Here is a 24829-nt window from a genome sequence, read left to right on the forward strand (position 1 = left end):
CGGTCCAGTGGCCGCGGACATCAGGGGCCGTAACTCAGCCACAGCGGCAGCACGGCATCCAGGTAGTCCATGAATTTCTTGAGCCCTACCCGGAATTGCCCATACCCGTAGGGGTCTTGCGCATACTGCGGAAACGCGATCCCCACCCCGAACAGGCCGGGGGCAAGGATTCCGTTGGTGCGGTTGTAGTCCAGTTGCCCAAACTGCGGTGTCTCGGGCAATCGCCGGCGTTCGAAGCCGACGGTGTAGACCACCCGGTCACACCGGGCCAGCTGCCCGGAGAACTCCGGCGCCGATACCAGGCATCGCTCCAATCGGTCCGGCAGCACCCCGTCGATGTTTTCCCGCGCCCACACCGCAGCCTGGCCCTTCAGCCCGGTGTCATCGAACAGGATCCAATCCGCAAAGTACACAGCGTATTTCAGTGGGCTTCGGTAAAAGTTGATCACCCGCTCGACGGGATGGCGCAGCAGATTCGGCAGCACGATCATGGACGAGTGCGACGAGCCGAACACGCCGACCGTCGCACCCCGCAGCGGCTCACGCGCGAGCTTCTCGGGATCGAGGGCGACCTCCACCGGAATCTCGTCGAGCTCGGGGTAATGAAGCTTCTTGGCGACCGCCCCGACGGCCAGGATCACGTTGGTGGCCACGATGTCGTCCTGTTCGGTCTCGATGCGCCATCGCCGGTTTTCCAGGTACAGCGCGGTCGCGGTCGTCGTGAAGGTGGCGACCTGCTCACGAAGCTGCCCCGTGATCCACACCAGCGGCTCGGCGACCAGGCCCAGCGCGCACGTCTCCTGGGGGTCGATTTCGCGCAGCGGCAGGGGCGGCGCTTCGTCGAACCGAAATGACTTGGAGCCGTTGAAGTATTCGAGGAACAGACCCACGTGCGTGTTGCTCGACACCGACCGCCACTTTTGCCCGATGTCGCCGCCGGCGAAGGCGGGATCGATCCACGCGATCCTTTCGGCCGCGACGCCGTGATCCAGCAGCCTCCCCACCGCGGCGACGCCCGCCGGCCCGGCCCCGATCACTGCCCACGCGTAGGAAGTCATGCACCACATATAGAGCAGTGCGCGGCGAAACGCCCACCGGGACTCGGGCCGTGAGGCCCGAACCGGCTACGCCAGCCAGGCCGCGGAGTCCGGGGGGAGTTTCCCGTCCAGCAACGGCGCGCTGGCCAGGACGAGTTCCCCCGGCGGCAGGGGCACCGGCTGTGCGCCACAGTTGAGGGCGCACACCAGGCCGCCGGGACGCCGGAAGATCACCGCGTCGCCGGAGGCGTCCAGCCAGTCGACACCGTCGCCGTCGAACTCGACGCGACGCTTGCGCAATTCGAGTGCGCGCCGGAAAAACGACAGCGTCGAGTCGGGATCGGCGCTCTGCTTGTCGACGGTCAGCGCCGCCCACTCCTTCGGCATCGGCAACCAGGTCTCGGCGCAGGACGAGAAACCGAACGGGGGCTCGTCGCCCGACCAAGGGATAGGCACCCGGCATTTGTCGCGGCCGCGCTCGGTGTGTCCCGAGCGTTCCCACGTCGGGTCCTGCAACACCTCGTCGGGCAGCTCGACGTCGGGCAGCCCCAGTTCCTCGCCGTTGTAGATGAACACCGCGCCCGGCAGGGCGAGCATCACCATCGCCATCGCGCGGGCCCGGCGCAGGCCGAGGTCGCCGCCGCCGTAGCGGGTGACCTCCCGGCCGACGTCGTGGTTGGACAGCGTCCAGGTCGGGACGGCGTCCTGCAGGGCGGTGGCGGCGAGCGAGTTCTGGATCGCGTCACGGATCTCGGCGCCGTCGAATTCGATCCTCGCCAGCCGGAAGTTGAATCCGAGGTGCAGCTCATCGGGCCGCAGGTACTCCGCCCAGCGGGCGTTGTCGGTCACCCACACCTCGCCGACGGTCACCGCCCCCGGGTAGTCGTCGATCACCCTGCGGATGTCGCGGTGAATGTCGTGCACGCTCGGGTGGTTGAAGCGCGGGTCGTCGTCGGTGTGGTGCAACACCTTGGACTCGACGTCGGGCGCATCCGGCAGGCCGGCCGGCTTGGCCATGCCGTGCGCCACGTCGATGCGGAAGCCGTCCACGCCGCGTTCCAGCCAGAAGCGCAGCGTCTTCTCGAAATCGTCGAAGACGTCCGGGTGCTCCCAATTCAGGTCCGGCTGCTCGGTGTCAAACAGGTGCAGGTACCACTGGCCGGGTTGACCGTCGGGTTCGACCACCCGGGTCCAGGCGGGGCCGCCGAAGACGGAGGTCCAGTTGTTGGGCGGCAGCTCCCCGTCGGCGCCGCGGCCGTCGCGGAAGAAATACCGCTCCCGCGCGTCGGTGCCCGGCCCGGCGGCCAGCGCCGCGGCGAACCACGGATGGGCCGAACTGGTGTGGTTGGGCACCACGTCCATGGTGATCTTCATGCCCCGCCGGTGCGCCGCGGCGATCAGCCGTTCGATGGCCGCCATCCCGCCGAACAACGGGTCGATGTCGCGCGGATCGGCGACGTCATACCCGTGGTCGGCCATCGGGGAGACCGTGACCGGGTTGAGCCAGATCGCGTCCACGCCGAGCTGCTCGAGGTGATCCAGGCGGGCCGTCACCCCGTCCAGGTCGCCGACGCCGTCGCCGTCGCTGTCGGCGAACGACCGCGGATACACCTGATAGAACACCGCGCTCGACCACCACGCTGCCGGGCTCATGCTGCTCCGTTCGCTTCGCTGGGCATCAGAACTGGGCATCAAAACGACGAGTTCACCAGCGAGTCGGCGGCCATCTCCAGATAGCTGAGCAACTCGCGGCGGTGCTCGTCGTCGAGTGTCGCCGAATCGATGGAGGCCACCGCCGTGTGCATGCAGCGCAGCCACGCGTCGCGCGCCAGGGGAGTGATCCGGAACGGGACGTGACGCATCCGCAGCCGGGGGTGTCCGCGCCGGTCCGAGTACGTGCGCGGGCCGCCCCAATACTGCTCGAGGAACATCCGCAAGCGCTCCTCGGCGCCCTCGAGGTCATCCAGCGGGTACAGCTCGCTCAAAATCTCGTCCTCGGGCACCTGAGCGTAAAACCGCGACACGATCGCGTGGAAGGTCTCGGCACCGCCGACGGCGTCGTAGAAGGACTGTCCTACCTCATCCATCGCCGTCCATTGTGGGGCATCGTCGCGACGGCAAGCCGCGGCGGCCCGACGCCGCTCTCGCTGTTCACCGGTTGGACACGGCGTTTCACCTGCAATAGGGGTGCGATTGGCGGCGAATCATGGTGGACTGTTCGCGGAGGATCTATGGCGCAGGGCAAGAGACGCCGCAGCCACCGCAGTAGTCAAGTGGCCACGGCAGGGTCAACCGGGCCCACAACCGTGTCATCGCTGCACAGTGTCGAGATCCATCCGCCGGCCCGCCCGGAGAGCGCTTCCATCTGGAGTCGCCGGCGGGTGTTGCTGCTGAATTCCACCTACGAGCCGCTGACCGCGCTGCCGATGCGGCGCGCGATCGTCATGGTGATCTGCGGCAAGGCCGACGTGGTGCATCACGACCCGGCCGGGCCCGTCATCCACTCGGCCACCCGCTCGATCGTCGTGCCCTCGGTGATCCAGCTGCGCTCGTATGTCCGCGTTCCCTACCGGGCGCGCGTTCCGATGACCCGGGCCGCCCTGATGCACCGCGACCGGTTCTGCTGCGCCTACTGCGGGGCGAAGGCGGACACCGTCGACCACGTGGTGCCCCGCAGCCGCGGCGGCGACCATTCCTGGGAGAACTGCGTCGCCTGCTGCTCGACCTGCAACCATCGCAAGGGCGACAAGCTGCTCAGCGAGCTCGGCTGGGCGCTGCGCCGGCCGCCGATGCCGCCGACGGGCCAGCACTGGCGGCTGTTGTCGACGGTCAAGGAGCTGGACCCGGCCTGGGCCCGATACCTCGGCGAAGGCGCGGCCTGAGCCACAATCTGGTGTCCGGTCGCGCCGGTGGATCGCTTGGTGGGATACGGTTTGCGTCGTGAGTCCTATGCATCTCCACCTGATCATCGTCGGTATACCCGTGTTGCTGGTGGTCGCGCTGTCGGTGCTGATCTGGTCCCGCAAGGGGCCGCACCCGGCGTCCTACAAGCTGGGCGAGAAGTGGACGCATCCGCCGATCCTGTGGGCCGCCATCGGCGAAGAGGTCGGCCACAGCCATGGGGGGCACGGCACGTCGGAATTCTCAGTCGGAGGTGGCGCCAGTGGCACGTGGTGAGGTAGCGACGAGGGAACCCGCCGAGCTGCCCTACGGCTCGGTGATCACCGCCAGCGGACGGATCTCCGGAGTCACCGAGCCCGGCGAACTCTCGGTGCAGTTCCCGTTCTCGACCAAAGATCTCGTCGCGGTGGACGACGCGCTGAAATTCGGGTCGCGGTCCTCCAAGACGCGTTTCGCGATCTACCTGGGCGACCTGGGCAACGACACCGCCGCGCGGGCCCGCGAGATCCTGGCCGACGTGCCGACGCCGGACAATGCGGTGCTGCTGGCCGTCTCGCCCGACCAGAAGGTCATCGAGGTGGTCTACGGTTCCGCGGTCCGCGGCCGCGGCGCCGAATCGGCCGCGCCGCTGGGTGTGGCCGCCGCTTCCTCGGCATTCGAGCGCGGCGATCTGGTGGACGGGCTGGTCAGCGCGATCCGCGTGCTGAGCGCCGGCATTTCGCCGGCTTAGCTACTCGGCGTCGAAACGGCGCGCCCGCAACGATCGCTTCACCCCGGCCTGGCCCTCGAGCACCAGGCGGCGCAGCGCCGCCGGCACCTCGGGGTCGGACAGGAACTCGTCGGCCGCGGCGATGCCGTCCTCGCTGATGTCCCAGTGCGGGTACAGGCCGATCACCACCGTCTGCGCCACTTCGCTGGACCGGCGCGCCCACACCCCCGAGATCGCCTCGAAATACCGCGCGGTGAACGGCTTGAGCAGCTCATGCTGCGCCGGCGGGGCGATGCCCGCGATGATCGCGCGGGCGGTGATGTTGGCCAGGGTGTCGTCCTCGACCACCCTCGTCCACGCCTCCTCCTTGACCTGCAGTTGGGGCCGCGCCGTCGCGGCCTGGGCGCCGTGCCGCTTGCCGGCGGCGGTCGGGTCCCGCTGAACCTCGGCGTCGATGAACGGCGTGGCGGGCCCGTCGGCGTCGATGTCGCCGGCGGTGGCCAGCGCGGTGACGATCCGCCACCGCAGGTCGGTGTCGATCTCGAGGCCCGGCAATCCCAGGTCTTCGGGGGAGCGGTCGAGCAGGTCGGCCAGCGTCACCACATGGCGCGTCGACAGGACCGACGAGCACAGCGTGTTGACGAAGGCGAGCTGGTGATCCGATCCGGGCTGCGCGGCGCGCGCCAATTCCAGCAGCCGGTCGCCGAACTGCGGCCAGCCCTCCTCGCGCGCCCAGCCGGGCTCGGCGTAGGACGTCAGCGCCGTCTGCGCCTGAAGCAGCAGCCGCTGCGCCACCCCGACCTCGGTTTCGGCGTGCACGCCGCCCGCCACCAGGGCCACGAAATCGCGGGCCCGCAGCTCGGCCTCGCGCGTCATCTCCCAGGCCGCCGACCAGACCAGCGAGCGGGGCAGCGGCTCGGCGATGTCGGCGATGCGACCCAGGGCGGTGCGCAGGGACTCGGCGTCCAGCCGCAACGAGCAGTACGTCAGGTCATCGTCATTGACCAGGACCAATTGGCCCCGCGAAACCCCAACCAACGCAGGGACTTCCGTCACCGGGCCCTCGACGTCGAGCTCCTCGCGGCGCACCCGCACCAGCTTTCCCGACCCGTCATCGTCGTAGACGCCGATGGCCAGCCGGTGCACCCGGGTCTCGCCGGCGCCCGGGGCGGCTCCGCTCTGGGTCACCGCGAACCGCGTGAACCTGCCGTCACCGTCGACGTCGAAATCGGGCCGCAGCGTGTTGAGCCCGGTCGTCTTCAGCCACTGCTGACCCCAGTCGGACAGGTCGCGTCCCGACGCCTTCTCCAGCGCGGCGACCAGATCGTCGAACGTGGCGTTGCCGAACGCGTGGGTGCGGAAGTAGTCGCGCAGCCCGGCCAGGAAGTGCTCGAGCCCGACGTAGGCGACGAGCTGCTTGAGCACCGATGCGCCCTTGGCGTAGGTGATGCCGTCGAAGTTCACCTCGACCGCGGCCAGGTCCGGGATATCGGCGGCGATCGGATGGGTCGAGGGCAACTGGTCCTGACGGTAGGCCCACGACTTTTCGACCGTCGCGAACGTGGTCCATGCCTCGGTGAATTCGGTTGCCTCGCTTTGGCATAGCACCGACGCGAACGTCGCGAAGGACTCGTTCAGCCACAGGTCGTCCCACCACGCCATGGTGACCAGATCCCCGAACCACATGTGGGCCATCTCATGCAGCACGGTCTCGGCGCGACGTTCGTAGGACGCCCTGGTGACCTTGCTGCGGAAGACGTAGTCCTCCAAGAAGGTCACCGCGCCGGCGTTTTCCATTGCGCCGGCGTTGAATTCGGGGACGAACAGCTGATCGTATTTCCCGAAGGCGTAGGGTAAGCCGAAGTTCTTGTGGTAGAAGCCGAATCCCTGCTTGGTCTGGGTGAAGAGCCGCTCGGCGTCCATGTAGGGCGCCAGCGACGCCCGGCAGTAGATGCCCAGCGGGATTTCGCCGTGTTCGTCGGCGTAGGCGTCCTTCCACTCGGCGTACGGGCCGGCGATCAGGGCGACCAGGTAGGTGCTCATCCGCGGGGTGGTGGCGAAGGTGTGCAGGCCGTCGGTCACCGACACCGTCGCGCCGTTGGAGATCACCTTCCAGTGCCGGGGCGCGGTCACCCGCACGTCGAAGGTCGCCTTGAGGTCGGGCTGGTCGAAGCAGGCGAACATGCGCTTGGCGTCGGCGGTTTCGAATTGGGAGTACAGGTAGGTCTCGTTGTCGACCGGGTCGACGAACCGGTGCAGACCCTCACCGGTGTTGGAGTAGCGGCAGTCCGCGTCGACCACGACGACGTTGCGGTCGGCCAGGCCACGCAACTCGATGCCGGTGGATTCGTCGTATCCGGAGACGTCGAGGTCGCGACCGTTGAGCGTGGCGCCGCGCACCGTGTCGGCGGCGATGTCGATGACCGTGTCGGCGCCGGCGAGGGCGTCGAACACCACCGTGGTCACCGAGCGGAAGGTCCGTTCGCCGGGACCGCCGTGGGAGTCGGTGAGGTCGAGGTCGATCTGGTAGCTGGCGACGGTGATCAGCGAAGCGCGCTCGACGGCTTGTTCGCGGGTGAGGTTGGGGAGTGCCACGTGTCCAACTTACGGGTCGGGCGAACCGGGAACAGGAGCGAGAGGCCTACGGTTGTGCAGATCAGACTTTCAACCGACGAGAGGACAGGACATGCCCGACAACGCGCCCGCGAAGAACAAGGCCGATTTCTGGTTCGATCCGCTGTGCCCGTGGGCGTGGATCACCTCGCGCTGGATCCTCGAGGTGGAAAAGGTTCGCGACATCGAGGTGAACTTCCACGTGATGAGCCTGGCGGTGCTCAACGAAAACCGCGAGGGCCTGCCCGACGAATACCGCGAACGCTTGGCGAAGGCCTTCGGCCCGGTGCGGGTGGCGATCGCGGCCGAACAGGCCCACGGCGCCGAGGTGCTGGCGCCGCTGTACACCGCGATGGGAACCCGGATTCACAACGAGGACAACAAAGAACTGGACGACGTGATCAAGCAGTCGCTGGCCGAGGTGGGCCTGCCGGCCGAGTTGGCCGACGCCGCCGACAGCGACGCCTACGACGAGGCGCTGCGCAAGAGCCACCACGCCGGGATGGACGCGGTCGGCGATGATGTCGGCACGCCCACCATCCACGTCAACGATGTGGCGTTCTTCGGTCCGGTGCTCTCGAAGATTCCGCGCGGTGAGGAAGCGGGCAAGCTGTGGGACGCCTCGGTGGCCTTCGCGTCCTACCCGCACTTCTTCGAGCTCAAGCGCAGCCGCACCGAGAAGCCCGACTTCGCCTAGGTGGGCTGGCCCGACGCCGACCGCCCGGCCAGGCGGGCGTTCTACTGCGACCGCCCCGCTGGCCGGGCGCCGGTAGGCCGCCGCCCCGCTTGCCGTCGCCGCCGCCAGGGCGGCGGGTGGCTGTGTAAGGATTGCGGGCATGCGCGTCTACCTCGGCTCTGACCACGCCGGATTCGAGCTCAAGCAGCAGATCATCGAGCACCTCGCGAAGTCCGGCCACGAGCCGATCGATTGCGGCGCCTTCACCTACGACGCCGACGACGACTACCCGGCCTTCTGCATCGCGACCGCGACGCGCACGGTGGCCGACCCGGACAGCCTGGGCATCGTGCTGGGCGGGTCGGGCAACGGCGAGCAGATCGCGGCCAACAAGGTGCCCGGCGCCCGGTGCGCGCTGGCCTGGAGCGTCGAAACCGCAAGCCTGGCCCGCGAACACAACAACGCGCAACTGATCGGCATCGGCGGTCGCATGCACACGGCGGCCGAGGCGCTCGCCATCGTCGACGCCTTCGTTACCACGCCATGGTCGAAAGCCGAACGCCACCAACGGCGTATCGACATCCTCGCCGAATACGAACGCACCCACCAAGCCCCGCCGGTACCCGGCGCGGCGGGCTGACGCTGGAAAGGTCCGCGCGTGCCCGAAGGGCATACCCTGCACCGGCTGGCCCGGCTGCACCAACGCCGCTACGCCGGCGCGCCCGTATCGGTGTCCAGCCCGCAGGGCCGCTTCGCCGACGCGGCCGCGACGGTCGACGGCCGGGTGTTGCAACGCACCAGCGCGTGGGGCAAACACCTGTTTCACCACTACGCCGGCGGCCCGATCGTGCACGTGCATCTCGGCCTGTACGGCGCCTTCACCGAATGGGAACGTCCCGACGACGGGTCGTTTCCCGAGGCGGTCGGGCAGGTGCGGATGCGCATGATCGGCGCCGACTACGGCACGGACCTGCGCGGCCCGACGGTGTGCGAGGTGATCGACGAAGGGCAGGTCAGCGACGTGTTGGCCCGGCTTGGTCCCGACCCGCTGCGCGGCGACGCCGATCCGTCGTGGGCGTGGAAGCGAATTGCCAAGTCGCGCAGGCCCATTGGGGCACTGTTGATGGATCAGACCGTCATGGCCGGCGTGGGCAACGTGTACCGCAGCGAGTTGCTGTACCGCCACGGCATCGACCCCTTCCGCCCCGGCCGCGACGTCGGCGAGGACGAATTCGATGCGGCCTGGACCGATCTGGTGGCACTGATGAAGGTCGGTTTGCGCCGGGGCAAGATCATCGTGGTGCGGCCCGAACACGACCACGGCACGCCCTCGTATCGCCCCGACCGCCCCCGCACCTACGTCTACCGGCGCTCCGGCGAACCGTGCCGCGTGTGCAAAGCCCCGATCCGCACGACCGTGCTGGAGGGCCGCAACGTGTTCTGGTGTCCGACCTGCCAAAAATAATGGCGAAACATCGCCGCCTCCGGTTTGAATTCAATCGGGGTGGGCATGTGTTGTCTCCATGAAGACTCTCGCTCGATCAGCAGCAACGATTTCCGCCATCGCGGGTCTGGGCTTGGCGGGGCTGGGCGTCGCGACCGACGCGCAGGCGCATCCCGCTCCGTTCCCGCAGTGGTGCCCCGGCGATTTCTGGGACCCCGGCTGGGGCGACAACTGGGACACCGGGAATTGCCACGACAATTGGCGCGGACCCGGGCCCAATCCGTACCTCAACCCCGGCGGACCCGGCGGTCCCGGTGGGCTGGGCGGTCCCGGTGGACCCGGCGGACCGGGTGGGCCCGGCGGTCCCGGTGGACCCGGCGGGGGTGGTCCCGGCGGTGGTGGACACGGCGGCGGTGGCGGCGGTGGCGGCGGCCATTAACGGCGCCGCTAGATGACACCCAGCACGGAGTAGACCGCGTTCGACAGGACCAGGCTGCGGGGGTCGGCGTTGGCCTTGGTGGGGTCGAAGTGATTCGCCACATAGGCGTAGCCGATGCGGTGCTCGAGATCGACGAACCCGAACGAACCGCCCAGCCCGCCGTGGCCGAAGATCCGCGGGTTGGGTCCGTTGACGCAGCGTTGGTTGAGCATGTACCCGAGACCCCAGCCGTGGTCGGCGACCCGCGGCCCCAGTACCAGGTCGGTTTCCAGCCCGCCCTGACAGACCCGCACCAGGTCCATGTGCTCGCGGCTGAGCACCTTCTCCTGGGCGAGCGCGTTGTAGAAGGTCGCCAACCCCAGCGCCGACACCTGACCGTTGGTGCCGGGGAACTCGAGTTCGCGCCACAGGCCCAGATCGTGTGAGCCGAGCTCGTCGTCGGGGGCGAATCCCATCGAGATGGACAGGCCCGCCTTGGGGTGCTCGGCCAGGCTGGTCGGCCAGCCCGGCGCCTTCGCGTCGGCCAGCAGGTCCCGGGCGTGCGGCTTGTTGATCCGCTCGGCGCAGCGGTGCTGTTCGGCCAGCGGCAACCCGATGTGGACGTCGGCGCCGAACGGTTCGGCGATCTCGGTCCGCAGGTACTGACCGATCGTGCGGCCCGTGACCCGGCGGAACACCTCGCCCATGATGAAGCCGAAGGTGGTCATGTGGTAGCCCTGCGCGGTGCCCGGCTCCCACCAGGGCTCGGCGGCGGCCAGCTGTTCGCAGACGTAGTCCCAATCCGCGACCTGTTCCCAGCGCATCCGGGTGCGCGGCCCGATCACGCCGGAGCGGTGGCTCATCACCATCGCCAGCGTGATGTCCTGTTTGCCCGCCTGAGCGAACTCGGGCCAGTAGTGGGCCACCGGCGCCTGCAGGTCCAGCTCGCCGCGGTCGGCCAGTTGGTGCACGCAGGTGGCCGACAGGCCCTTCGTGCCGGACAACACGGTGGTCAGGGTGTTCTGCTGCCAGGGCCGGGTGCGGGCCGCGTCGGCCCAGCCGCCCCACAGGTTGACGACGAGAGACCCGTCCACCCACACCGCGACGGCCGCACCGACCTCGTCGCGCAGGGTGAAATTGCGCTCGAACGCGTCGCGAACCCCGACGAAGTCCGACGCGCATGAGCCATGGATCGACGGGTCCGTCGTCAGGTCGCTCATGGCGCCTCTCTATCGAGCAGATAGTTAGCCCCGAGCGGGCGACGGGAATCGAACCCGCGTAGCTAGTTTGGAAGACTAGGGCTCTACCATTGAGCTACGCCCGCATGTATTTAGTCGAGCGTGACTGTAGCTGGCGACGAAGATCAAATCTAATCGACGCGGCTTTGTGATCACTCCGTGAGGTCCGCGAGGTCGCCGCCCAAGCCTGTGACGGACCTGGCTTTGCGGGGCCTTAGGATCATCGAGGTCAGCGCGGGGTGTAGCGCAGCTTGGTAGCGCATCCGCTTTGGGAGCGGAAGGCCGCAGGTTCAAATCCTGTCACCCCGACCAGCACGACCGGCCGCACGCTGCGCGGCCCACCGACGACCAGGAACGAGCACCGAGGAGCACACCCGTGAAGAGCACCGTCGAGCAGTTGAGCCCCACCCGGGTGCGCATCAATGTGGAGGTCCCGTTCTCCGAACTCGAGCCGGACTTCCAGCGGGCCTACAAGGAGTTGGCCAGGCAGGTGCGCTTGCCCGGCTTCCGGCCCGGCAAGGCGCCGGCGAAGTTGCTGGAGGCCCGCTTCGGCCGCGAGGCGATGCTCGACCAGGTCGTCACCGACGCGCTGCCCGCGCGGTACGGACAGGCGGTCGCCGAGTCGGAGGTGCACCCGCTGGGCCAGCCCGAGATCGAGGTCACCAAGAAGGAGTACGGCGAGGAGCTGGCGTTCACCGCCGAGGTCGACATCCGGCCCAAGCTCACCCTGCCCGACCCGGGTTCGCTGACCATCTCGGTGGACCCGATCGAGGTCAGTGACGACGACGTCGACGCCGAACTGCAGTCCCTGCGGGCTCGATTCGGCACCCTGACCGGGGTGGACCGGCCGGTCGCCGACGGCGACTTCGTCTCCATCGACCTGTCGGCCACCATCGACGGCGAAGAGGTGCCGGGCGCCACCGCGCAGGGGCTGTCCCACGAGGTCGGCTCCGGCCGGCTCATCGCGGGCCTCGACGAGGCGCTGGTCGGGTTGTCCGTCGACGAATCCAAGGAGTTCACCGCGCAGTTGGCCACCGGCGAGCACGCGGGCAAGGACGCGCAGGTGACCGTCACGGTCAAGTCGGTCAAACAGCGCGAGCTGCCCGAGCCCGACGACGAGTTCGCCCAATTGGCCAGCGAATTCGACACCATCGAGGAGCTGCGGTCCAACCTGCGCGAGCAAGTCGGCCGGACCAAGCGGGCGCAGCAGGCCGAAGCCATCCGCGACGCCGCGATCGACACGCTGCTCGAGCAGGTCGACATCCCGCTGCCCGAAGCGATCGTGAAGGCGCAGGTCGACAGCGCGCTGCACAACGCCCTGCACAGCCTCGACCACGACGAATCCAAGCTCGACGAGGTGCTCGCCCAGCAAGGGAAGTCGCGCGAGGAGTTCGAGACCGAGACGCGCACCGCCGCCGAGACCGACGTCAAACGGCAGCTGCTGCTCGACGCGCTCGCCGACGAGCTCGAGGTCCAGGTCGGCCAGGACGACCTGACCGAGCGGCTGGTGGCCACGTCGCGCCAGTACGGCATCGAGCCCCAGCAGCTCGTGGCCTACCTTCAGGAGAACAACCAGCTGCCGGCCATGTTCGCCGATGTGCGCCGGGCGCTGGCCATCGCCGAGGTGATCCGCGCGGCGACGGTCACCGACACCGCCGGAAACACCGTCGACACCGACGAGTTCTTCGGCAAGCGCGCGGGGGCGGACGAGGCCGCCGATGACGTCTCCGGTGACGCCGAAGAATCCACGAAGGCCGACGCCGAGGAGTGACCGCGCGATGACGCTGTGAGCGAACGCGCCCGTTTCAGGGGCGCGTGGCCGCGAAACGGCGGGCCCGGTTGGTTAGTGTCGGTGAAGACAGATCTGACAGAAAGCAGGTACCCCGGTCGTGACTGACATGCGTTCAAACTCGCAGGGTCTCAACCTCACGGACTCCGTCTATGAGCGCTTGCTGTCCGAGCGCATCATCTTCCTGGGTTCGGAGGTGAGCGACGAAATCGCCAATCGGCTGTGCGCGCAGATTCTGCTGCTCGCCGCCGAGGACTCCACCAAAGACATCTCGCTCTACATCAACTCGCCCGGCGGCTCGATCAGTGCCGGCATGGCGATCTACGACACCATGGTGCTGGCGCCCTGCGACATCGCCACCTACGCGATGGGCATGGCCGCCTCGATGGGCGAGTTCCTGTTGGCCGCGGGCACCAAGGGCAAGCGGTACGCGCTGCCGCACGCCCGCATCCTGATGCACCAGCCGCTGGGCGGGGTGACCGGGAGCGCGGCGGACATCGCCATTCAGGCCGAGCAGTTCCACGTCATCAAGAAGGAAATGTTCCGGCTGAACGCCGAATTCACCGGCCAGTCGATCGAACGCATCGAGGCGGATTCCGACCGCGACCGCTGGTTCACCGCGCAGGAAGCCCTGGAATACGGCTTCGTCGACCACATCATCACCCGCGCCGCCCACATCACCAATGGAGAAGCCCAGTGAACCCCGAAACCCAGCCCCAGGCGCGCTATATCCTGCCGTCGTTCATCGAGCACTCCAGCTTCGGTGTCAAGGAGTCGAATCCCTACAACAAGCTGTTCGAGGAACGCATCATCTTTCTCGGCGTCCAGGTGGACGACGCGTCGGCGAACGACATCATGGCGCAGTTGCTGGTGCTCGAGTCGCTGGACCCCGACCGCGACATCACCATGTACATCAACTCGCCCGGCGGCGGATTCACCTCGCTGATGGCGATTTACGACACCATGCAGTACGTGCGCGCCGACATCCAGACGGTGTGCCTGGGGCAGGCCGCCTCGGCGGCCGCGGTGCTGCTGGCCGCCGGGACCCCGGGCAAGCGGATGGCGCTGCCCAACGCCCGTGTGCTGATCCACCAGCCTTCGCTGCAGGGCGTCATCCAGGGGCAGTTCTCCGACCTGGAAATCCAGGCCGCCGAGATCGAGCGGATGCGCACCCTGATGGAGACCACGCTGGCCCGCCACACCGGCAAGGACGCCGCGACGGTCCGCAAGGACACCGACCGGGACAAGATCCTGACCGCCGAAGAGGCCAAGGACTACGGGATCATCGACACCGTGCTGGAGTACCGGAAGCTTTCCGCCCAGAGCGCGTAGCCTCTTTTCGCCGAGCGTGCACTCACGGCGAGTTTTCGGCTGATTTTTCGCCCTGGTTGCACGCTCGGCGCAAGGGGGCCAGCTCGGCGATGTCCACCGGGCCGACCCGGCAGCAGCCGCCGACAATGCGGGCGCCCGCCGAAACCCACTGCGCCGCAAGCCCCGTCGCGAACGTGCGCGGGCCGACCCACGCGCGACCGTCCCAGCGTTCGCCGCTGTTCGGATAGACGATGACGGGCTTGCCGATCTCCGATGCGCTCGCGATCGCGGGCAACACGTCGTCGGGCGCGCAGCAGTTGACCCCGACGGCCACGATCTCGTCGACGCCCGCGGCCACCGCGAAGGCCTCGGTCAGCGGTTGCCCGGCGCGGGTACGGGCCCCGTCGATGGTGTAGCTCAGCCACGCCGGCATCCCGACCGAGCGCACCACGTCGACCAACGCTTCCGCCTCGTCGACGTCGGGAACGGTCTCGCAGGCGAGGACGTCGGCCCCGGCGTCCGCCAGGGTCTCCAGCCGGGGCCGATGCCAGCGCGCCAAGGCCCCGACCGACAGGCCGTAGCGTCCGCGGTATTCCGAGCCGTCGGCCAGCGCCGCGCCGTACGGTCCGACCGAGGCCGCGACGAGCAGGCCCCCGAATTCGCCAGGGCCGGCCTCGTCCCGCGCGGCCTTCGCGAGCTCGACGCTGCGGCGCAACAGCAGGTCGGTTTCCCGACGATCCAGTCCGCGCGCCGCGAAACCCTCGAACGACGCCTGGTAGCTGGCCGTCGTCGCGATCGTGGCCCCCGCGCGAAAGTAGGCGGCGTGGACGGCGACGATCTCGCGTGGGGCGTCCGCGAGCAGCCTGGCCGACCACAACCGGTCGGACAGGTCATGGCCGCGCGCTTCCAGCTCGGTGGCCAAGCCGCCATCGAGCAGCACGGTTCCGCTGGGCCACCGCAAGCCCACGGCCAAACCCACGTGGCCACTGTAGGGTGATTTCTTGGGGGTTCACCCACGCCTCGTGTGATCGTCTCGGGGTCGGGTCGGCACCTCCGTCGGAGGCGGGATCGGGCGGCCGCCGGACTCGGTCGCATTACAACCGCGACACGCCAAAGACACGCAAAGCGCGTCTTTCGCGAGCGACGGGCACCGTCTGGCTATATCTTTCCTCCATACGGAAGCGGCATGAACTCCCGCAAATACCATGGGCGCGATTCGGCGTTTATGGTCGCGGCGGGCCCGATCAAGCGGGTAGCGTCGGTGAATACATGCGGGACAGGGAAGTCCAACGGCGAAGAGGAAGTAGGCACTGACGCACCATGGCACGCATCGGAGACGGCGGGGACCTGCTGAAGTGCTCGTTCTGCGGGAAGAGCCAGAAGCAGGTCAAGAAACTCATTGCTGGCCCCGGTGTGTACATCTGCGATGAGTGCATCGATCTGTGCAACGAGATCATCGAAGAGGAGCTTGCCGACGCCGACGACGTGAAGCTCGATGAGCTCCCCAAACCGATCGAGATCCGGGAGTTCCTCGAGGGCTACGTCATCGGGCAGGACACCGCCAAGCGGACGCTGGCGGTCGCGGTCTACAACCACTACAAGCGGATCCAGGCCGGGGAAAAGGGCCGGGACTCGCGCCACGAGCCGGTCGAGTTGACCAAGTCCAACATCTTGATGCTCGGTCCCACCGGCTGCGGCAAGACCTACCTGGCCCAGACGCTCGCCAAGATGCTCAACGTCCCGTTCGCCATCGCCGACGCGACCGCCCTGACCGAGGCCGGCTACGTCGGTGAGGACGTCGAGAACATCCTGCTCAAGCTCATCCAGGCCGCCGACTACGACGTGAAGCGCGCCGAGACGGGCATCATCTACATCGACGAGGTCGACAAGATCGCCCGCAAGAGCGAGAACCCGTCGATCACCCGCGACGTCTCCGGGGAGGGCGTGCAGCAGGCCCTGCTGAAGATCCTGGAGGGCACCCAGGCGTCGGTTCCCCCGCAGGGCGGCCGCAAGCACCCGCACCAAGAGTTCATCCAGATCGACACCACCAACGTGCTGTTCATCGTCGCGGGGGCGTTCGCCGGCCTGGAGAAGATCATCTACGAGCGCGTCGGCAAGCGGGGCCTGGGCTTCGGCGCCGAGGTCCGCTCGAAGGCCGAGATCGACACCACCGACCACTTCGCCGAGGTCATGCCCGAGGACTTGATCAAGTTCGGCCTGATCCCGGAGTTCATCGGCCGGCTGCCGGTGGTCGCCTCGGTCACCAACCTGGACCGCGAATCGCTGGTCAAGATCCTGTCCGAGCCGAAGAACGCGTTGGTCAAGCAGTACCTGCGGCTCTTCGAGATGGACGGCGTGGAGCTCGAGTTCACCGACGACGCCCTGGAGGCGATCGCGGATCAGGCGATCCACCGCGGCACCGGCGCGCGCGGCCTGCGCGCCATCATGGAAGAGGTCCTGCTGCCGGTGATGTACGACATCCCGAGCCGCGACGACGTCGCCAAGGTCGTGGTGACCAAGGAGACCGTGCAGGACAACGTGTTGCCGACGATCGTGCCGCGCAAGCCGTCGCGCACCGAGCGCCGCGACAAGAGCGCCTAACTAGCTCCTGGAGCTCCCCAGCACGCCCCGCGATAGCAGCGACGTGGTCCCGCGGCGCCTTGCGCACGGCCTGGACCTGCTGAACTTCCTGCTCGCCGACGTGCGTGACGGGCTCGGCCCGTACCTGTCGATCTATCTGCTGCTGACCCACCACTGGGATCAGGGCTCGATCGGATTCGTCATGGCGGTCGGGGGCATCGGCGCGATCGTCGCGCAGGCCCCGGCCGGCGCCCTGGTGGACCGGAGCACCGCCAAGCGGGCGCTGGTCATCGGCGGCGCGCTGACGATCACCGCGGCGTCGCTGGCGATGCCGTTGTTCCCCGGGTTGTATTCGATCTCGGTGCTGCAGGCGCTCACCGGCATCGCCGGATCCGTCTTCGCCCCGGCGCTGGCCGCGATCACCCTGGGGCTCGTCGGCTCGCGTCGCTTCGCCCGCCGGATCGGGCGCAACGAGTCGTTCAACCACGCCGGGAACGCCACGGCGGCGGCGATCACCGGCGGCCTGGCCTACTTCTTCGGGCCGGTTGTGGTGTTCTGGGTGCTTGCGGTCATGGCGGCCGCCAGCGTGGTTGCGACGCTGTGGATTCCGGGCGACGCGATCGACCACGACGTCGCCCGGGGCATGGACCATGCGCCGGGGGAACCGCACCCGAGCCCGTCCCGGCTGGCGGCCCTGCTGAGCAATCGCCGGCTGATGATCTTCGCCGCCACGGTCATCGCCTTCCACTTCGCCAACGCGGCCATGCTGCCGCTGGTCGGCCAGCGGCTGGCGCTGCACAACAAGGACGTCGGGACCGCGCTGATGGCGGGCTGCATCGTGGCCGCGCAGGTCGTCATGGTGCCGGTGGCCTACGTCGCCGGAGCCAAGGCCGATTCCTGGGGCCGCAAGCCGATCTTTTTGGCCGGGTTCGCCGTCCTGGCCGCCCGTGGCTTTCTCTACACGCTCTCGGACAACCCCTATTGGCTGGTGAGCGTGCAGCTGCTGGACGGCGTCGGGGCCGGCGTGTTCGGCGCGCTGTTTCCCCTCGTCGTGCAGGACGTGACGCACGGGACCGGCCGCTTCAATGTCAGCCTGGGGGCGGTGACGGCCGCGACGGGCGTCGGCGCCGCGGTGTCGAACCTCGTCGCGGGCTCGATCGTGGTCGCGGCCGGCTACAACGTCGCCTTCGCGTTCTTGGGTGCTCTGGCGGGCGCCGGGTTCGTGTTGTATCTGGCTGCGATGCCGGAAACGGCGGCGGCCAAAAGCGGCGGCGGAGGCGCGGCATCCCGAAGCAGACACGGTATGAACGACGGTTGGGTAACGCGCAAGACGTGACCAACACCACAGTTTACTGGTCTACTCGTCAGTAGACGGCGCTGACGTCGCCTTTTGTCCGCGAACGCGGCCGAGATGATGCGGCGGAGTCGGCCATGGCGATCGAAAATCAGTGCCATAATTGGTACCGCCAGTGACATAAAACCGTGATGGCCGGAGACTCCCTTCGCCGACGCGTAACCTGAAGCTGCGCGAACTGTCTGTCCGGTGAACAAATGGAGGGCAAAGACGTGGATCCGAACGGCAGCGGAGCCGGATCAGACTCACAGAACGGGGCTTCCCCGAACGGATCTGCCCGTCAGCGCCTCGAACAGGTCGTCATTCGCTTCGCCGGTGACTCCGGAGACGGCATGCAGCTCACCGGCGACCGGTTCACTTCCGAGGCAGCGCTTTTCGGCAACGACCTGGCGACCCAGCCGAACTATCCCGCCGAGATCCGGGCGCCCGCAGGCACTCTGCCCGGCGTCTCGTCCTTCCAGATTCAGATCGCCGACTACGACATCTTGACCGCCGGCGACCGGCCGGACGTGCTCGTCGCGATGAATCCGGCTGCGCTCAAGGCCAATATCGGCGACCTGCCCCGCGGCGGCATGGTGATCGCGAACTCCGACGAGTTCACCAAGCGCAACCTGACCAAGGTGGGTTACGTCACCAACCCGCTCGAGACCGACGAGTTGTCCGACTACGTCGTGCATTCCGTCGCGATGACGACGCTGACGCTCGGCGCGGTCGAGGCCATCGGCGCGACGAAGAAGGATGGCCAGCGCGCCAAGAACATGTTCGCGCTGGGCCTGCTGTCGTGGATGTACGGGCGGCCGATCGAAACCAGCGAGAAGTTCATCCGGGAGAAATTCGCCCGCAAGCCCGAGGTCGCGGAGACCAACGTGCTGGCGCTGAAGGCCGGCTGGAACTACGGCGAGACGACCGAGGCGTTCGGCACCACCTACGAGGTGTCCCGGGCGACCCTGCCGTCGGGCGAATACCGGCAGATCTCGGGAAACACCGCACTGGCGTACGGCATCGTCGCGGCCGGCCAGCTCGCGGACATCCCGGTCCTGCTCGGCAGCTACCCGATCACGCCGGCCTCCGACATCCTGCACGAGCTGTCCAAGCACAAGAACTTCAACGTGCTGACCTTCCAGGCCGAGGACGAAATCGGCGGCATCTGCGCGGCGATCGGCGCCTCCTACGGCGGCGCGCTGGGCGTGACCACCACGTCGGGGCCGGGCATTTCGCTCAAGTCCGAGGCGCTCGGGCTGGCCGTGATGACCGAACTGCCGTTGCTCGTCGTCGACGTGCAGCGCGGCGGCCCCTCGACCGGGCTGCCCACCAAGACCGAACAGGCCGACCTGCTGCAGGCGCTGTACGGCCGCAACGGCGAGTCGCCGGTGGCGATCCTCGCGCCCCGCTCGCCGTCGGACTGCTTTGAAACCGCGCTCGAGGCCGCGCGCATCGCGGTCTCGTACCACACCCCGGTGATCGTGTTGTCCGACGGCGCGATCGCCAACGGCTCGGAGCCGTGGCGCATTCCGGACGTCAGCACGCTGCCGCGCATCACGCACGCCTTCGCCAAGCCCGACGAACCGTTCCAGCCCTACGCCCGTGACCCGGAGACGCTGGCCCGGCAGTTCGCCGTGCCCGGCACCCCGGGGCTCGAGCACCGCATCGGCGGTCTGGAAGCGGCGAACGGCTCGGGCAACATCTCCTACGAGCCGGTCAACCACGACCTCATGGTCCGGTTGCGGCAGGCCAAGATCGACGGCATCTCCGTTCCCGATCTCGAGGTGGACGATCCGACCGGCGACGCCGAGCTGCTGTTGATCGGATGGGGCAGCTCTTACGGCCCGATCGGCGAGGCCTGCCGGCGCGCCCGGCGCAAGGGCATCAAGGTGGCGCACGCGCACCTGCGCTATCTCAACCCCTTCCCGGCCAACCTGGGCGAGGTGCTGCGGCGCTACCCGCAGGTGGTGGCGCCCGAAATGAACCTGGGCCAACTGGCGTTGGTGCTGCGCGGCAAGTATCTGGTCGACGTGCAGTCGGTCAGCAAGGTGCAGGGTGTCGCGTTCCTGGCCGACGAGATCGGCCGCGTCATCCGCGCCGCGCTGGGCGGGACGTTGGCCGAAGTCGAGAACGACAAGACGATGGTCGCCAGAATGGCGGCGGCAACGGTTGGGGCGGGCGCATGATTCGCGCCGGCGCCGACGCAGAGCGAAGCGATGAGGAGGAGCGGCGCTCGTGACTGACCTGATCGGCAATCTGGCGGGCAAAGACCTCGGTGTGACCCCGAAGTTGACCAAGAACGACGGGGTCCCCACCTTGTCCGCCGAGGACCAGCCCCAGAAGTCCAAGGACTTCACCAGCGACCAGGAGGTGCGTTGGTGCCCGGGCTGCGGGGACTACGTCATCCTCAACACCATCCGCAACTTCCTGCCGGACCTCGGGTTGCGCCGCGAGAACATCGTGTTCATCAGCGGCATCGGCTGCTCGAGCCGCTTCCCCTACTACCTCGAGACCTACGGATTCCACTCGATCCACGGCCGTGCGCCCGCCATTGCCACCGGCCTGGCGCTGGCCCGCGAGGACCTGTCGGTGTGGGTGGTCACGGGCGACGGCGACGCCCTGTCGATCGGCGGTAACCACCTGATCCACGCGCTGCGCCGCAACGTCAACATCACCATCCTGCTGTTCAACAACCGGATCTACGGGCTGACCAAGGGGCAGTACTCGCCCACCTCGGAGGTCGGCAAGGTCACGAAGTCGACCCCGATGGGGTCGCTGGACCACCCGTTCAACCCGGTGTCGCTGGCCCTGGGCGCCGAGGCGACCTTCGTCGGCCGCGCGCTGGACTCCGACCGCAACGGCCTGACCGAGGTGCTGCGCGCCGCCGCCGGGCACCGGGGCGCCGCCGTCGTCGAAATCCTGCAGGACTGCCCGATCTTCAACGACGGCTCCTTCGACGCGCTGCGCAAGGAAGGCGCCGAGGAGCGGGTCATCAACGTCCGTCACGGCGAGCCGATTGTGTTCGGCGCCAACGGCGAATACTGCGTGGTGAAGTCCGGGTTCGGCCTGGAGGTGGCCAAGACCGCCGACGTGTCCGTCGACGAGATCGTGGTGCACGACGCGCACAGCGACAACTCGGCCTACGCGTTCGCGCTGTCGCGGCTGTCGGATCAGAACCTCGAGCACACGGTGCTGGGCATCTTCCGCAATATCAACCGGCCCACCTACGACGACGCGGCCCGCTCACAGATTCAGGCGGCCCAGTCGGCTAAGCCGTTCGACTCCGCGGCGCTGCAGTCGCTGCTGCGGGGCCGCGACACCTGGACCGTCGACTGACGTGGCCGAGCGGGTGGCGGACACCACAGTGTCCCTGGCTGGAATAGTGCTGGCCGGTGGCGAATCGCGGCGAATGGGCCGCGACAAGGCGACCCTGCCGGGTCCCGGCGGGGCCGCCACGCTGCTCGAGCACGTGGTCGGGGTGGTCTCCCAGCGCTGCGAGCCGATCTTCGTGATGGCCGCGCCGGGGCAACCGCTGCCCGAGGTGCCGGCGCGCGTGCTTCGCGACGAGGTGCGCGGCCAGGGGCCACTGCCGGCGACCGGGGGCGGCCTGCGCGCCGCGGCGGAAACCGGCGCACGCTTCGCCTTCGTCTGCGCCGTCGACATGCCGCTGCTGTCAGCGAGTTTGATCGACGACCTGATCGGGCTGGCCACCGAGACCAACGCCGAAATCGTGCTGCCGTGGGACGGCCGCAGCCACTACCTCGCCGCGGTGTATCGCACCGATCTGGCCGAGCGGATCGACGGCCTGGTCGCCGCCGGTGCCCGCTCGATGCGTGCCTTGATCGACGCCTCCGACGCCCAGCAGATCGTGCTGCCGGAATCGCGTTTCCTGGCCAACGTCAACTCGGAGAGTGACCTGCGCGCTCTGGCGCAGCTGCAGGCCTGACGCCGTCCGCTGCGCCGGTCTGTGAACCGTCGTGATCCGTTGGGGCAGTGTCGATTTGAGGCTTCCTCGCGGAAATGCCCGCGCCCGTCCTGGCCCCGTCCGGGTGCATGCGCCCCAGTGAATCCCGGCCTGCCGGCAAAGTCGCCTCCATTCCTGAAAAATTTTGTCGCTGAACACGTTTAGCGAAAGTCATTGCCAGAAAGCGTAATCACGAGGTCTCATCAACCGATTCGGCTGGGTGGGACTGTGACGGACGAATATCACTGCAAGACACCGTAATTCGTCGTCTCTCGACTTTTTCTTGCCTTTCCCGCGTGGCGACGTGAGAAGCGGTGCCGGCATGCGGTACGCTGCGCCCCCTTCCGACCGGGACGGCAGATGCGTTGTCACTGCGGCGAATCGGCAATATCGACCCGAATAATCGTGCGCCAGCTCACAAAATACGCGTGATTAGGCTCACCATTTGTTTGCGGATCCGGCCGACGTGCCCGTGCCGAAAATTCGACCGTGACCTGCGTGAATGGGCCTGCTATCACCGCGTGATCGCGTCGTTACCGAAACGAGACCTGCGATTTCCGAAGATGACGAACGCGCCGGTGTTCTCTACGGTCCCTGTTAGCCCGCAACGGGTTACGGAAAAGTAATCAACAAAACTGAATCCACAGACCCGCGTGTGAGCGGCGCCACGGACGGCGAGAGCCCAACCGTGGTCGGTGGGTGACAACCCGCCGGGCATACCTGGCCCGCCGCTATCGTGCCTGACCCAGACGGCACGTTCCAAAGCAGGCATTCAAGCCAACACCTTCAGCCCACCTGCGTGGGCTTGCTTTGGCGCGCGCGCAGCGAAAGGAAAGATATTGCAGAACGTCCGTAAGACGCTCATGCTTGCCGCGGTCACGGGCACGCTCGTGACCATCCCGTCGGCCACCGCCCACGCAGACGAAGCGGTGAGCTTCGACCCGAACATTCCTGCTGCCGCCCCGGACGCCCCCGCCCCGGACGCCCCCGCGCCGGACGCCCCGGCGCCGGACGCGCCTCCGGCCCCGGAAGCCCTGCCCCCGGCCCCGGACGCGCCTCCGCCCCCGGCCCCGGACGCCCCTCCGGCTCCGGATGCCCCGCCGGCGCCCGTGGGCTTCGACCCGAACGTTCCGCCGCCTCCTGGCCCGGACGTCCCGCCGCCCCCGCCCGTCAGGGCGTACAGCGTCAACTGGGACGCCATCGCGCAGTGCGAGTCGGGCGGTAACTGGAGCATCAGCACCGGCAACGGCTACGCGGGTGGCCTGCAGTTCACGCCCAGCACCTGGCGCGCGAACGGCGGTAGCGGCTCCCCGTCCGGCGCGAGCCGCGAGGAGCAGATCCGCGTCGCCGAGAACGTGCTGCATTCTCAGGGCATCGGCGCCTGGCCGGTGTGCGGACGCCGCGGCTGACCGACGGCTTCTGGCATACATATAAGCCGCACATATAAGGAGTGCCGGGCCCCGTGCCCGGCACTCCTTGTCTCCAGCGGTCGCCACCCCCGTAGTCGGGTAGCGTCGGGCCCGTGACCGCAACGCCGCGCGAATTCGACATTGTGCTGTACGGGGCGACCGGCTTCGTCGGGAAGCTCACCGCCGACTACCTGGCCCGCTCGGCACCGGACAAACGGATCGCCCTGGCCGGCCGGTCGCCCGACCGGCTGCGCGCCGTCCGCGACACGCTGAGCGAAACCGCGCGGTCGTGGCCCGTCCTGAACGCGGACGCCTCATCGCCCTCGACGCTGAACGAGATGGCGGCGCGCACCCAGGTCGTCATCACCACGGTCGGGCCCTACACGCGCTACGGGCTGCCGCTGGTGGCCGCCTGCGCCGCGGCGGGCACCGACTACGCCGACCTGACCGGGGAGGCGATGTTCGTCCGCGACAGCATCGACCAATTCCACAAGCAGGCCGCGGATACCGGCGCCCGCATCGTGCACGCGTGCGGATTCGATTCCGTGCCTTCGGACCTCAGTGTGTATGCGCTGTACCGCGCGGCGCGCGACGACGGCGCCGGCGAGCTCGCCGACACCGACCTGGTGGTCCGTTCCTTCTCGGGCGGGGTGTCCGGCGGCACCGTCGCGTCGATGCTGGAGGTGCTCGACACCGCGTCCCGCGATCCCGAGGCCCGCCGCCAACTCGCCGACCCGTACACGCTCAGCAGCGACCGCGGCGCCGAACCCGACATCGGTCCGCAGCCCGACCTGCCCTGGCGTCGCGGTCGTCGGATCGCGCCGGAACTGAGCGGGCTGTGGACCGCGGGCTTCGTCATGGCGCCCTACAACACCCGGATCGTGCGGCGCAGCAACGCACTGCTGGACTGGGCCTACGGCCGCCAGCTGCGCTACAGCGAAAGCATGAGCCTGGGCTCGTCGCCGATCGCGCCGGTGGCCTCCGCCGTGGTCGGCGGGGTGGGCGCCGCGACCTTCGGGTTGGGCAGCCGCTATTTCCGGCTCCTGCCGCGCCGGCTGGTGGAGCGCATCGTGCCCAAACCGGGCACCGGCCCGAGCGAGTCCGCCCGCGAGCGCGGCTACTACCGCATCGAGACCTACACCACCACCAGCACCGGGGCCCGCTACGTGGCGCGCATGGAACAGCGCGGCGACCCGGGCTACAAGGCGACGTCGGTGCTGCTGGGGGAGTGCGGCATGGCGCTGGCATTCGACCGTGACAAGCTCCGGGACCTGCACGGCGTCCTCACGCCCGCCGCCGCGATGGGCGACGCGCTGCTGGACCGGTTCCCCGCCGCGGGTGTGTCCTTGCAGGTTGAACGGCTCGCGGGGTGACCCGGCTCACGGTTCGGGCACTTACACGAGG

The 24829-nt window shown here is 68.3% G+C and carries 23 protein-coding genes and 2 tRNA genes; 18 read left to right on the plus strand and 7 right to left on the minus strand.

The genetic code is table 11. From position 1 onward, the window contains the following. Positions 1 to 20 precede the first annotated feature (20 nt). The 3 genes from W7S_RS07500 to W7S_RS07510 all read right to left on the minus strand — a co-directional run bounded on the left by W7S_RS07500 (position 21) and on the right by W7S_RS07510 (position 3124). Positions 21 to 1037 (minus strand): hypothetical protein, encoded by a 1017-nt coding sequence (locus W7S_RS07500; RefSeq protein WP_008255155.1) that lies wholly within the window; start codon positions 1035 to 1037, stop codon positions 21 to 23. A gap of 87 nt (positions 1038 to 1124) precedes the next feature. After that, entirely contained in the window at positions 1125 to 2690 is a 1566-nt protein-coding gene (locus tag W7S_RS07505; RefSeq protein ID WP_008255157.1) for a glycoside hydrolase family 13 protein, read from the minus strand. A 38-nt stretch (positions 2691 to 2728) separates the two neighbouring features. Further along, positions 2729 to 3124 (minus strand): globin, encoded by a 396-nt coding sequence (locus W7S_RS07510; protein WP_008255158.1) that lies wholly within the window; start codon positions 3122 to 3124, stop codon positions 2729 to 2731. Positions 3125 to 3268: 144 nt separating this feature from the next. Between W7S_RS07510 and W7S_RS07515 the strand changes: the two genes are divergently transcribed. The 3 genes from W7S_RS07515 to W7S_RS07525 all read left to right on the plus strand — a co-directional run bounded on the left by W7S_RS07515 (position 3269) and on the right by W7S_RS07525 (position 4668). After that, positions 3269 to 3919: an HNH endonuclease gene (locus W7S_RS07515; RefSeq protein ID WP_036428682.1), complete on the plus strand. Its 651-nt coding sequence runs from the start codon at positions 3269 to 3271 to the stop codon at positions 3917 to 3919. 67 nt (positions 3920 to 3986) lie between these two features. After that, the gene (locus W7S_RS07520) at positions 3987 to 4214 is read left to right on the plus strand and encodes a hypothetical protein (RefSeq protein WP_008255162.1); all 228 of its coding nucleotides are present in this window, start codon (positions 3987 to 3989) and stop codon (positions 4212 to 4214) included. After that, positions 4201 to 4668, plus strand: a complete 468-nt coding sequence (locus W7S_RS07525; RefSeq protein WP_008255165.1) for a DUF5130 domain-containing protein — start codon at positions 4201 to 4203, stop codon at positions 4666 to 4668. The genes W7S_RS07520 and W7S_RS07525 overlap by 14 nt, the downstream gene beginning before the upstream one ends. Here W7S_RS07525 and pepN read toward each other — a convergent pair whose 3' ends face one another. Then, positions 4669 to 7242 (minus strand): aminopeptidase N, encoded by a 2574-nt coding sequence (pepN, locus tag W7S_RS07530; protein ID WP_014711125.1) that lies wholly within the window; start codon positions 7240 to 7242, stop codon positions 4669 to 4671. Between the two features lie 91 nt (positions 7243 to 7333). Between pepN and W7S_RS07535 the strand changes: the two genes are divergently transcribed. The 4 genes from W7S_RS07535 (at position 7334) to W7S_RS25960 (ending at position 9819) form a co-directional block, all read left to right on the plus strand. Then, positions 7334 to 7957: a DsbA family protein gene (locus W7S_RS07535; RefSeq protein WP_008255169.1), complete on the plus strand. Its 624-nt coding sequence runs from the start codon at positions 7334 to 7336 to the stop codon at positions 7955 to 7957. Positions 7958 to 8096: 139 nt separating this feature from the next. Further along, positions 8097 to 8576: a ribose-5-phosphate isomerase gene (locus W7S_RS07540; RefSeq protein WP_008255170.1), complete on the plus strand. Its 480-nt coding sequence runs from the start codon at positions 8097 to 8099 to the stop codon at positions 8574 to 8576. Positions 8577 to 8594: 18 nt separating this feature from the next. Then, complete coding sequence (locus W7S_RS07545) at positions 8595 to 9401, plus strand: Fpg/Nei family DNA glycosylase (protein WP_014711126.1); 807 nt, start codon at positions 8595 to 8597, stop codon at positions 9399 to 9401. 58 nt (positions 9402 to 9459) lie between these two features. Further along, entirely contained in the window at positions 9460 to 9819 is a 360-nt protein-coding gene (locus tag W7S_RS25960; RefSeq protein WP_074020979.1) for a hypothetical protein, read from the plus strand. An 8-nt stretch (positions 9820 to 9827) separates the two neighbouring features. Here the strand turns inward: W7S_RS25960 and W7S_RS07550 are convergent, their stop codons facing one another. Next, positions 9828 to 11018: a serine hydrolase domain-containing protein gene (locus tag W7S_RS07550; protein ID WP_008255174.1), complete on the minus strand. Its 1191-nt coding sequence runs from the start codon at positions 11016 to 11018 to the stop codon at positions 9828 to 9830. 33 nt (positions 11019 to 11051) lie between these two features. Beyond that, positions 11052 to 11122 (minus strand) — tRNA-Gly (locus tag W7S_RS07555). A 149-nt stretch (positions 11123 to 11271) separates the two neighbouring features. Here W7S_RS07555 and W7S_RS07560 point away from each other — a divergent pair. The 4 genes from W7S_RS07560 to clpP2 all read left to right on the plus strand — a co-directional run bounded on the left by W7S_RS07560 (position 11272) and on the right by clpP2 (position 14157). Continuing rightward, positions 11272 to 11348 (plus strand) — tRNA-Pro (locus W7S_RS07560). A 64-nt stretch (positions 11349 to 11412) separates the two neighbouring features. Beyond that, positions 11413 to 12807 (plus strand): trigger factor, encoded by a 1395-nt coding sequence (tig, locus tag W7S_RS07565; RefSeq protein WP_008255176.1) that lies wholly within the window; start codon positions 11413 to 11415, stop codon positions 12805 to 12807. 127 nt (positions 12808 to 12934) lie between these two features. Continuing rightward, the gene (gene clpP1, locus W7S_RS07570; RefSeq protein ID WP_008255177.1) at positions 12935 to 13525 is read left to right on the plus strand and encodes an ATP-dependent CLP protease proteolytic subunit ClpP1; all 591 of its coding nucleotides are present in this window, start codon (positions 12935 to 12937) and stop codon (positions 13523 to 13525) included. Further along, positions 13522 to 14157 carry an ATP-dependent CLP protease proteolytic subunit ClpP2 gene (clpP2, locus tag W7S_RS07575; RefSeq protein WP_008255179.1) on the plus strand — a complete coding sequence of 212 codons (636 nt, stop codon included), beginning with the start codon at positions 13522 to 13524 and terminating at the stop codon, positions 14155 to 14157. The genes clpP1 and clpP2 overlap by 4 nt, the downstream gene beginning before the upstream one ends. 22 nt (positions 14158 to 14179) lie before the next feature. Here clpP2 and mmuM read toward each other — a convergent pair whose 3' ends face one another. Continuing rightward, on the minus strand, positions 14180 to 15097 hold the full coding sequence (mmuM, locus tag W7S_RS07580; protein ID WP_168160331.1) for a homocysteine S-methyltransferase: 918 nt from the start codon (positions 15095 to 15097) through the stop codon (positions 14180 to 14182). A gap of 359 nt (positions 15098 to 15456) precedes the next feature. On the opposite strand from mmuM, the gene clpX reads away from it, so the two are divergent. The 7 genes from clpX (at position 15457) to W7S_RS07615 (ending at position 24798) form a co-directional block, all read left to right on the plus strand. Beyond that, positions 15457 to 16737, plus strand: a complete 1281-nt coding sequence (gene clpX, locus W7S_RS07585; protein ID WP_008255183.1) for an ATP-dependent Clp protease ATP-binding subunit ClpX — start codon at positions 15457 to 15459, stop codon at positions 16735 to 16737. A 43-nt stretch (positions 16738 to 16780) separates the two neighbouring features. Next, a complete protein-coding gene (locus W7S_RS07590; RefSeq protein ID WP_014711128.1) occupies positions 16781 to 18052 on the plus strand; it encodes an MFS transporter in 1272 nt (423 codons plus the stop codon). A gap of 230 nt (positions 18053 to 18282) precedes the next feature. After that, the gene (locus tag W7S_RS07595; RefSeq protein ID WP_085976484.1) at positions 18283 to 20238 is read left to right on the plus strand and encodes a 2-oxoacid:acceptor oxidoreductase subunit alpha; all 1956 of its coding nucleotides are present in this window, start codon (positions 18283 to 18285) and stop codon (positions 20236 to 20238) included. Positions 20239 to 20287: 49 nt separating this feature from the next. Next, positions 20288 to 21388, plus strand: coding sequence for a 2-oxoacid:ferredoxin oxidoreductase subunit beta (locus tag W7S_RS07600; protein WP_014379675.1), 1101 nt, complete (start codon positions 20288 to 20290; stop codon positions 21386 to 21388). Between the two features lies 1 nt (position 21389). After that, positions 21390 to 21998 carry a molybdenum cofactor guanylyltransferase gene (gene mobA / locus W7S_RS07605; protein WP_036428687.1) on the plus strand — a complete coding sequence of 203 codons (609 nt, stop codon included), beginning with the start codon at positions 21390 to 21392 and terminating at the stop codon, positions 21996 to 21998. An 857-nt stretch (positions 21999 to 22855) separates the two neighbouring features. Continuing rightward, positions 22856 to 23425 (plus strand): transglycosylase family protein, encoded by a 570-nt coding sequence (locus W7S_RS27105; RefSeq protein ID WP_081490074.1) that lies wholly within the window; start codon positions 22856 to 22858, stop codon positions 23423 to 23425. Positions 23426 to 23538: 113 nt separating this feature from the next. Then, positions 23539 to 24798, plus strand: a complete 1260-nt coding sequence (locus W7S_RS07615; RefSeq protein WP_014711129.1) for a trans-acting enoyl reductase family protein — start codon at positions 23539 to 23541, stop codon at positions 24796 to 24798. The last annotated feature ends 31 nt before the right edge of the window (positions 24799 to 24829 follow it).

Origin of the sequence: Mycobacterium sp. MOTT36Y (assembly GCF_000262165.1) — a bacterium.
Taxonomy (GTDB): domain Bacteria; phylum Actinomycetota; class Actinomycetes; order Mycobacteriales; family Mycobacteriaceae; genus Mycobacterium; species Mycobacterium intracellulare.

Excerpts from the sequence above, each read along its gene's own strand:
- W7S_RS07505 (WP_008255157.1), bottom strand. The coding sequence starts at position 2,690 with ATGAGCCCGGCAGCGTGGTGGTCGAGCGCGGTGTTCTATCAGGTGTAT.
- W7S_RS07510 (WP_008255158.1), bottom strand. The coding sequence starts at position 3,124 with ATGGATGAGGTAGGACAGTCCTTCTACGACGCCGTCGGCGGTGCCGAG.
- W7S_RS07515 (WP_036428682.1), top strand. The coding sequence starts at position 3,269 with ATGGCGCAGGGCAAGAGACGCCGCAGCCACCGCAGTAGTCAAGTGGCC.
- W7S_RS07520 (WP_008255162.1), top strand. The coding sequence starts at position 3,987 with ATGCATCTCCACCTGATCATCGTCGGTATACCCGTGTTGCTGGTGGTC.
- W7S_RS07535 (WP_008255169.1), top strand. The coding sequence starts at position 7,334 with ATGCCCGACAACGCGCCCGCGAAGAACAAGGCCGATTTCTGGTTCGAT.
- W7S_RS07540 (WP_008255170.1), top strand. The coding sequence starts at position 8,097 with ATGCGCGTCTACCTCGGCTCTGACCACGCCGGATTCGAGCTCAAGCAG.
- W7S_RS25960 (WP_074020979.1), top strand. The coding sequence starts at position 9,460 with ATGAAGACTCTCGCTCGATCAGCAGCAACGATTTCCGCCATCGCGGGT.
- W7S_RS07550 (WP_008255174.1), bottom strand. The coding sequence starts at position 11,018 with ATGAGCGACCTGACGACGGACCCGTCGATCCATGGCTCATGCGCGTCG.
- clpP1 (WP_008255177.1), top strand. The coding sequence starts at position 12,935 with ATGCGTTCAAACTCGCAGGGTCTCAACCTCACGGACTCCGTCTATGAG.
- clpX (WP_008255183.1), top strand. The coding sequence starts at position 15,457 with ATGGCACGCATCGGAGACGGCGGGGACCTGCTGAAGTGCTCGTTCTGC.